The following is an 8,524-nucleotide window of genomic DNA, read 5'->3' on the forward strand; positions in this document are numbered from 1 at the left end:
TTTTTTATTTAACTTGGAAAAATGAATGAGAATTTGTAGTTTCATGTACTAACAAAGGCAAGGGGCTTTTCTGCCCCTGCGGTTTTGTTAGAAAAATACTTCAACTTTAAGCTTAAAAAACCTAAAATTTAGGTATAATCTCACAAAACGCTTACTATGTCGTTTCATAGTTAGCCTTTGTTGTAATTTTCCGCTAGAGTTGCAGCTCTAAAGCGGATTTTTTATTATAGCGAATCTTGTTTTTTGCTTTTCTAATTTTTTGCCAATCTTTTCTATTTTTTTGTAATTGTTTTAATTTACAAAAATTTTGTTTTAGCCTATTATTAATTGTTTACATGGTAAAATTATTTCAAACTTGTTTTAATAATTGCAAAGGTTTTAGTCTCTTGTTAATTGTTTGCATGGTAAAATTTCAAAAGAGAAAATAATTCGAAGAAAAGGGTTTTAGTCTCTTGTTAATTGTTTACATGGTAAAATGACTTATCTTAAAAGCCTATTTTACCAATGTTTTCACTTTCAAATGGTGTTTTTTACCCATTCAGATTCAACTATTGAAAGAACTCTTGCAGTTTTGTAAATATTATCATGCGGATTTAGTATAGTTCTCACAGCGTAATACTGTTCGTTTTTTACCTCTTCTTTTTCAACTACAACTATCGTATCAACTGATTCTTCTTGAAGTTTCAAAGGAATGTATAAAACTACCCTTTGCTTATAAGCTGCAGGAATAATCATCTTTTGAAGATTATAATTATCTTTGATGATTTTCAATTCACCATTAATAATGTGTCCTATGAACCTATCATTTAGTTTTTTCACAATTTCAGGTAATCGCTCTTTTCTCTCAAAAAGATGCAAATGATTTACCCTAAAATCCAATTTACTGTCAAAAATGATTTCATTTTTGAATGTATCATAATCGCTTAAAGATTTAGGTATTTCTAAATCATCTAAAACTCTATCTCCATTAGAACAAAATTTTCTAAAAACATATCCTCCGTTTTCTTGAATTTCAAAGTATGCAAATATTGGAAAAACACCTGTACTATACAAACCTGTATTGAAACATGCCTTTGTTTTGTCTTTATTATAAGTAATAATATCAGGATAGCTTTTATTTTCATAAATGAACTCAAAATATTTAAATAGATAAGAAAATAAAATATTATTTCCGTTTCCCCAAAATTCTTTTTGAGCTATATTAGAAAGCTCTTGGAGTGTATTTAGAAAATTTGGAAAATAGGCAAATTGAAACAACAAAGGTTTCTCTTCAACTTTGTTTTGAATTTGATCACGATTTGAAGTCTTGTTTCTTGTGGTAGCTTTTTTTACATAAACTAAAGAAGGTTCGTTTTCATCTTTTTCAAGATCAAAACCTGCTTCTATTAATGCCTTACTACAATTGATTTTTAAATCATATTTTCTTTTCAAATATTGACTGATATGTCCTGTAGTAACATGGTCAAATTTAGTCTTACTATCTTCATAGGCTTCCAAAATTAATTTTTCTATGTTTTTTTCCACGCTAAAAACCTAATTGTCCTTTCTTATAATCTTCTAAACCTTTCAATAGTCCAAAAAGTATGTCAGAATCAACCGCTCCTTCAATAGGAGTGCCTATTACTTTCCCTGTTGGAGTTAAAATATAAGTTGTTGCGAGTTAATTACAAATCAACTAAATAAAATACATATATTACAAGTTGTTTTCAAGCAATATGTAATTTTATTTCAATATGTGATACACATTAATACAACTTTACTTCAAGTATAGTTTATGTTTATGTAAATTTTTATTTCAACTTAACTACACTTTTACTACAACATAACTACAACTTGAGTGCAAAAAAACGCTACTTGATAAACTGCATTTTATTTTCAACTTAACTACAACATAATTACAACTTGAATTCAACTTTATTACAATTATTTTCAACTTAACTACAATTTGAGTTCAACTTTATTACACTTTCACTACACTTTAACTACAAAAATGTGAAAATTTGCATGTTTTTTGAAGTAAAAGTGTAGTTAATATGTAGTTAATGTTATTTTTATTACAACTTGAGTGTAACTTTATTACAACTTAACTACAAAAAAGAGTTTATTTAAAATACTATTTTATAGGGTTTTTAATATTAATTTAATTTTTATTGTTGAAAAAATATACTAAAAAGTGTAATAAAAAATAAAATATCAATATTTAGGGCTTATTATGTTAAAACCCTTATTTTTAGGTTCTTTTGCTTTTTTTGAAAAAAATGTAAAAAGTTGAGCCAATGGGCATAATGCAATAATATAGCCTAAATATAGGCGTTTAAATCTTATTGTTGTAGGCAAATTATGCTAATGTTTTACCGACATTTTGCGATTTGTAAAAAGCTTTTAAAATATCTATTTTGTAGGTTTTTAAGCATTATTGATAATCGAGTTATTGTGTAAGATTTTTGGCAAAAATAGACTTTAGAGCTAAAAACTACAAAATTTTCTTCATGGCGTGTATTTTTGATTGTGCTTGATTTATAGCGATAATATGAGAGCTAGGGCTTATTTTAGAAGTTCTTGCGAATTTTCAAAAATGCTTTGCAGTTTTGAAATGGGCTGTGGTTTTTGTTTTGTGTTGCGATTTTTGTAGGTTTTTTTGTGTTTTTTTGATTGCAAGTGGGTATCTTGAATGGATATAGGGTTTAAAATGACAGAATTAGCCTTTAAAAGGCTAAAATGATTTTTTTAATGGTTTTTATCGTTTTAGGGTTATTTTTTTGATTTTTGGGCGTTTTTTGAAAGAATATCGATTAGTGTTTCAAAATCTTGGATTTCTGATTTGGTGATTTTGAATTTGTCTTTGAGTGTTAGGAATTGATAGGCTGAAACTATATCAAGCTTTGGGTATTTGGCTTGTAAATCGATAATGCTCTCATGGTTTTTAACTCTTTTTAGTTTGGCAATAAAAGTGTTTTTTGTTTTTTTGATATAAGCCATAACAGCAGGTGTCATTTTGCTTTTGTTTTCATCTGTTTTGCCATAGATTGAGAGTATGAATGCTAGACAGCTAGTTATATTGATAAATAATTTGTCGTTTTTCTCTTTGTGGATTATTTTGTTTAGGTATATTTTGGTAAACCAAGTCTCTATAGCTTTGTATATTCGGTTTTTTGTGTTTGGTTTTGTATCTGTCTTAGGCATAAATGCTCCTATGTATTTGGTAGTTTTGTGGAATTAAACCGTATTTTTATTTAACTTGGGTATGAAATGAGTATTTTTATATATCAGGGAAAGTTTATGCTAGAAATATGTTTAAAAAATGGCAAAGATAGGGAGTAAATGAGAAAGAATGAGGCAATAAATAAGGCAATAAATGAGGGAATAAATGAGGTGATAAATGAGGTGATAAATGAGAGAAAGAATGAGTATAAAGGCTATAAGGATTTGTGTTAAGGATAGCGTTAAGATGAGATTTGAATGCGTAGAATGCAAGATAGGGAGGAATGGGAGATGGGGTATAAAGGGGGTGATAAATGAGGGGATAAATGATGAAAATTATTCAATGAAATGTAGCGGATAAAGAAGGGGAATAAATGAGGTGATAAAGGGTGAGAAGAATACTTTTCTATTTCAGGGGCTAAAAATACTTTAGGTTAGGTACAAAAATGGCAATATTATTAACGAAATTAATGAATGTTAGGTATAAAATTTTTTAACACCCTTTTTTTGAGAAAAATAAATTTCATTCTAAAAATACTATAAATCTCCAATTTATAGGCATTCTTTGCTTTAGGATAGGTATAAAAATGCTCTTGCTAAAGGCTAGACTTTTTAATGCTTAATTAAAACTATTTTTGTCTTTTTGTGGGTTTGGATTTGGAGTATTTTTTAATTGAAAAATTTACAAAAATTTTAGAGTAAAGATAGGTAAAAAAATAAAAATAAAAATAAAAAATGATAGATAAAAAAACAAAAAAATAAATCAAAATAAATATAGTTTTGCTGTAATTTTCTCTTTGAATTTTTGCTCGTGAAAAGTACAAGATAATTTTTTTATTTTTTTAATCATTTAAAAAACAATATTTTTTATATGAAAATTCACAGAAAAAAAAGATAAAATTTTAATACTAATTTTAATTAATTTTATTTTAAGTCTAAAATATATAGAGATAAAAGTGGTATAAAAAATACACTATTTAAAAAATACTTATTTTTTTACTTGTTTTTAATTGATTTTTATATCTAAAATATTTTTCTCATAAAAACATGATTACTCGTTTATATAGATAGACTTTTCAAGCTTTCTTTCCATTTCTTTTTTCTTTTTTTCAATTGCTTCATCAAATCCTTTAAGCACTGAAAATGGAGCAAACTGTGCCGCTCTTTTTTCTAATGGCATAAGAGGATATTTTGTAGATTTTTTGTATTTAATATTAATAATATCATCGTGGTTATTAGGCATTGTGTCCTCCTATTTGCGAATTAATTTTTAAGCCATTTTCAAGACTCGAGGCTTTAAAAATAGATTTTTTTCCATATTTGTGAACAATCGCGAGTCTAGCTTTTTGTAATTTCTCTTCTTTTATAAAATTTTTATTTTCCTTCTGTTCTATGTCGGCAAAAAGACTGGGTTCTTTAATTTTTTTTATCGTGTCATTTTTTACAACATTATTAAGAGTAAGACTTATTTTTCTAATTAAAAAATCAGCATTAACTATTAAATCAAACAATTCTAAACCTTTATTGCAAATAGTTTCCAAGGAAGAGCTGTGGTAATCCAAATTGTGATTGTTGAATGTGCATTTTTTGGAATAGATCTTCCATAAGAATCTTTACTCATTGGACCCTTGTAGCTTTGTACCTTCTCTAAGCTTTCTTTATCATATTGTACATCTAAAACGATTTGATTGCATGTTAAATTTTGCTCAATTAGCTCAAGAACCATATGATCGACGATTTCTTTAAGCATATCTCTAGTTTTTTTAAAACTATAAGGTTTAGGCAAAACCTTAGCCATTACCTTAGAGATATGTTTGCTTTTATATTCTTTAATAGCTTGCATTGTACAGCTTTCAAACCCCCAAGCATGATCGATTAATAACTCAGCATTTACTCCAAAAATTTGATAAAGTTTATCCTCGTTATTAAGAGAGTATCTTGCTAAATCTCCCATATTGTTAATGCCTATGCTTTTTAGTTTTGTTGCATATCCTTTGCCTATACGCCAAAAATCATTTATGGGCGTGTGTTGCCATAATTTTCTTCTATAAAGCATTTCATCCAAATACCCTATGCAAAGTCCATCTTTATTAATATTTTGTTTTTTGGCTAATATATCCATTGCAATTTTTGCTAAGTAAAGATTTGTTCCTATTCCTGCAGTTGCTGTTATTTGAGTTGTTTTTAAAATTTCAAATAATATGTTTTCAATGAGTTTGTCAGCAGATAGCTTATAATGTTTGATATAAGGAGTTAAATCAATAAATACTTCATCAATGGAGTAAATATGAATGTCTTTTGGATCAAAATACTTTAAATAAATACTGTAGATTTTAGAACTATAGTCTATATATGTTGACATCCTAGGTTTTGCAACAATGTAATCAAGTTCTAAATTAGGATTATTTATTAGTTCAAGATGATTGTATGATTTTGCACTGAAATATTTAGCAATTTTTAAGCGCTTGTAATTGATTGTTTTTACTTTTTGTATTAGTTCAAATAGTCTTAATCTGCCTGATATATTATAAGATCTTAATGCGGGAGATACCGCAAGACATATTGTTTTTTCGGTTCTACTTTCATCCGCAACTACAAGATTGGTATTTAGAGGATCTAATTTTCTTAAAATGCATTCAACAGAAGCATAAAATGACTTAAGATCTATAGCTGCATATTTTTGCGTATTATCCATATTTTCACATTTGTATATAATAATTATTTTTTAATTGTATAAAAAGAATTTTAATAGACTAAGATTGTTAATTTTTGGTTCTTGTTTTGGAATTAATCAATAAAACAATCAAGCTTGTAGATTTTTTCATCTAAAAATTTTATCAAAAACCATGCCTTGTTTAAAATTACATAGTATTACTCAATATTATGCTTTTATATATTTAAATCGAGCGAGCAAAGTATACGAAAAGATTTATATCAAGTTTAATTTTAAATGATAAAATTTAAGCTGAAATAATGATAAAGTTTTTTGAAAATGCTGATTGTAATAAAAAGTTACATTAATATAGGCAAATGAAATTTTCTGCTATTTTTTTTAATAATAATTGCTATTGATAAAATAAAAATCTGCCTTATTTTATACATGGAAAAATCTCAAAATCTTTATCACTCCTTTCATTTTTCGCTATTTAAAAAAATGAAACTGTTATAATAAGGATCTTGCTTTTTATATAAATCATAAACCAAAATACCAATAAATTAAAAAAAGAAAGAGAAAATTAGTTGAAAAACAAATCTTTTAAAAAGACAGGAGAAACAATGAAAAAACTTAGAAAAATATAGAAAAGAAATATTTAAAGATAAAACTTCTGCTTACAGCATTACATAGCATTATGCCAAAAGATATAAAGGAATAAAATGAACGAAGTGCAATTTGACAGCTGGAACGAACGAAAAAAGAGCTTAAACAAAGTAAAATTAATCAGAAAAGTTAGTGTAAAAAAAGATTTATTGGCTTAGCATTGGTTTAAATATTGGTGCTGAAGTTTAAGGTAAAAATGAGTTTTTTACGCGTCCTGTTTTGGTAATAAATAGTTTTTATAATGGCACATTTTTAGGCGCACCTTTAAGTTCTAAGACTAAAAACAAAAAAAGGCTTTTTATTTCACAAATTTAAGGACAATAAAGGCACTTTACAAGTTGCACTTTTAGGACAAATGAGAGTTTTTGATACTAAAAGGATAAAAACTTACATAGGAAAAATCAATGACAAAGATTTTGAAATGATTAAAAATAAAATAGTAGAAAATATAATAATCCCTGCACTAAGACAGGGAAACTCAAAAAATGAGCTAAATCCTTTCATTTCTGAAAAGTAATGAAAAAATTATTACTAAAAAATATTAATCTAAAATAAAGGATTAGCATGACAGAAGAGAAAGAAAATATTATTAAAGAAGTTTGTAAAGAGTTAAACACTACTCAAACTGAATTAGGAAGACAATTAGATGTCTCTGCTTCTACAATAAATACTTGGGCTAGTGGTAAAATTCCAACTTAGTGGATTATATTCTTCTGAAGAAATGGGCGTTGGAATGACTGAAACTAGCAATATTATTATCGATATTGAAGCTTGCCAAAACAATACTCATGAAAACAAAAAGAAAGTTGATTTCTCACAAAACTTTTCACAATCAAACGCTACAACTTTTAGCGAAGATGAAAGACAAGTTTTGTTATCTTTGGGACTCAAAGTGAAAAATGAAGATGGTTATTATTGGATTGTAGGAAATACCTATGGTTTAAATGAAAAAATCAAGCAATTAGGTTATAGATTTCACTCTGAGAAAAAAACATGGTGGAAGCAAATTGGAAATGTAGCCTAAGAGCGCACATGAAAATATGTTATAATTTAGGAGTTAGTATGCAAGGATATGCCATGAAAAAAGAAATTACACTCAATGAGAGCTTTAAAACATTATTGAAAAGTATTTTTTCAGATACTGATCAAGCTAAAAAGCTCATTCAAGCTTTTGAAGAATTTGCTAATGATAGAGCAACAACGCAAAGGCTTAATTTTGGGAATTTAAAGCAAGAAGCCATTGAGCAAATAAGAAATGAGTTGGTTAGCAAGGATTTATTCCAATCTGAGACTAAAGGACTTGAAGCTGAAATCAAACGAATGGAAAGTTCATTAAAACAGCAAGGAATCTATTGGCTAGGAGCTTGTGTTGTTAGCATTGCCACTATAATTTCAAGTGTTTGGGCAATAATGGACTTTATGGTAAAACATTTAAAATAATATTCTCACACTAGAAACAATCTAGTGTAACTTAACCCTAAGGTGGGATATTTTATCCCTTGACTTTTAGCATTTTTTTGTTATAAGATAAGGAGAAAAAAGAAGGATTTTTTCAAAAAAATAGTAATATTTACAAAAATACCCACAAAAGCAATCTTAATATTCATGGAATCTATTGGCATAGGATTGTTTATAAATAGTCTTTATGGTTTACAAACAGGCGATAGTAGAGCTTTTATTATTCTCATCGAAAGTTTGCTAATTTTAACGGTAGTTGCATTATCATCAATCTTTCTTAAAGATTGAACTTTTTTTGAAAAAAGGAGAAAAAATGGATGGTTATAATATAGCTATTTTAATTGGTGCTATCACTCTTATTTTTGGCACATTGGTTTTAGTAGCTCATTATATCAATGATAAAGACACTAACGAAAGTAAAAGTTAAAAACCTTATTGTCTTAGAAATGATTTAAAGATAGACAAAATTAAATCAAAAATTGTAGGCTGTAAAATAAACATTAAAGCAGCAAGAATAATTACATATGTTCTAACTTCTCTTTTAAA

General features: G+C 27.1%; 10 protein-coding genes. 5 read left to right on the top strand and 5 right to left on the bottom strand.

Annotated elements, in window-relative coordinates; translation table 11 throughout:
* Positions 1-516: 516 nt before the first annotated feature.
* Both AJ884_RS06125 and AJ884_RS06130 read right to left on the bottom strand, forming a co-directional pair.
* Positions 517-1,524, bottom strand: coding sequence for a DUF3825 domain-containing protein (locus AJ884_RS06125; protein ID WP_070286465.1), 1,008 nt, complete (start codon positions 1,522-1,524; stop codon positions 517-519).
* Between the two features lie 1,227 nt (positions 1,525-2,751).
* Positions 2,752-3,183 (bottom strand): hypothetical protein, encoded by a 432-nt coding sequence (locus AJ884_RS06130; RefSeq protein WP_070286466.1) that lies wholly within the window; start codon positions 3,181-3,183, stop codon positions 2,752-2,754.
* Positions 3,184-3,391: 208 nt separating this feature from the next.
* On the opposite strand from AJ884_RS06130, the gene AJ884_RS10035 reads away from it, so the two are divergent.
* Positions 3,392-3,562: a hypothetical protein gene (locus tag AJ884_RS10035; protein WP_002807115.1), complete on the top strand. Its 171-nt coding sequence runs from the start codon at positions 3,392-3,394 to the stop codon at positions 3,560-3,562.
* Between the two features lie 690 nt (positions 3,563-4,252).
* Here the strand turns inward: AJ884_RS10035 and AJ884_RS06135 are convergent.
* The 3 genes from AJ884_RS06135 to AJ884_RS06140 are packed head-to-tail and all read right to left on the bottom strand — an operon-like array spanning position 4,253 to position 5,896.
* Positions 4,253-4,444: a hypothetical protein gene (locus AJ884_RS06135; RefSeq protein ID WP_002779581.1), complete on the bottom strand. Its 192-nt coding sequence runs from the start codon at positions 4,442-4,444 to the stop codon at positions 4,253-4,255.
* Positions 4,437-4,712, bottom strand: coding sequence for a hypothetical protein (locus AJ884_RS10115; protein WP_261660560.1), 276 nt, complete (start codon positions 4,710-4,712; stop codon positions 4,437-4,439). Before AJ884_RS10115 ends, AJ884_RS06135 begins: the two co-directional genes overlap by 8 nt.
* A gap of 2 nt (positions 4,713-4,714) precedes the next feature.
* Positions 4,715-5,896, bottom strand: coding sequence for a DNA methylase (locus AJ884_RS06140; RefSeq protein WP_261660561.1), 1,182 nt, complete (start codon positions 5,894-5,896; stop codon positions 4,715-4,717).
* 979 nt (positions 5,897-6,875) lie between these two features.
* Between AJ884_RS06140 and AJ884_RS09960 the strand changes: the two genes are divergently transcribed.
* The 4 genes from AJ884_RS09960 to AJ884_RS06155 are packed head-to-tail and all read left to right on the top strand — an operon-like array spanning position 6,876 to position 7,960.
* The gene (locus AJ884_RS09960) at positions 6,876-7,037 is read left to right on the top strand and encodes a hypothetical protein (RefSeq protein ID WP_162842084.1); all 162 of its coding nucleotides are present in this window, start codon (positions 6,876-6,878) and stop codon (positions 7,035-7,037) included.
* A 47-nt stretch (positions 7,038-7,084) separates the two neighbouring features.
* Entirely contained in the window at positions 7,085-7,219 is a 135-nt protein-coding gene (locus AJ884_RS06145; protein WP_070233918.1) for a helix-turn-helix domain-containing protein, read from the top strand.
* Positions 7,220-7,253: 34 nt separating this feature from the next.
* Complete coding sequence (locus AJ884_RS06150) at positions 7,254-7,544, top strand: recombinase (RefSeq protein ID WP_251820977.1); 291 nt, start codon at positions 7,254-7,256, stop codon at positions 7,542-7,544.
* 38 nt (positions 7,545-7,582) lie between these two features.
* The gene (locus AJ884_RS06155; RefSeq protein ID WP_044780706.1) at positions 7,583-7,960 is read left to right on the top strand and encodes a hypothetical protein; all 378 of its coding nucleotides are present in this window, start codon (positions 7,583-7,585) and stop codon (positions 7,958-7,960) included.
* The last annotated feature ends 564 nt before the right edge of the window (positions 7,961-8,524 follow it).

Origin of the sequence: Campylobacter sp. BCW_6463, from assembly GCF_001762785.1 — a bacterium.
In the GTDB taxonomy this organism is placed as follows: domain Bacteria; phylum Campylobacterota; class Campylobacteria; order Campylobacterales; family Campylobacteraceae; genus Campylobacter_D; species Campylobacter_D jejuni.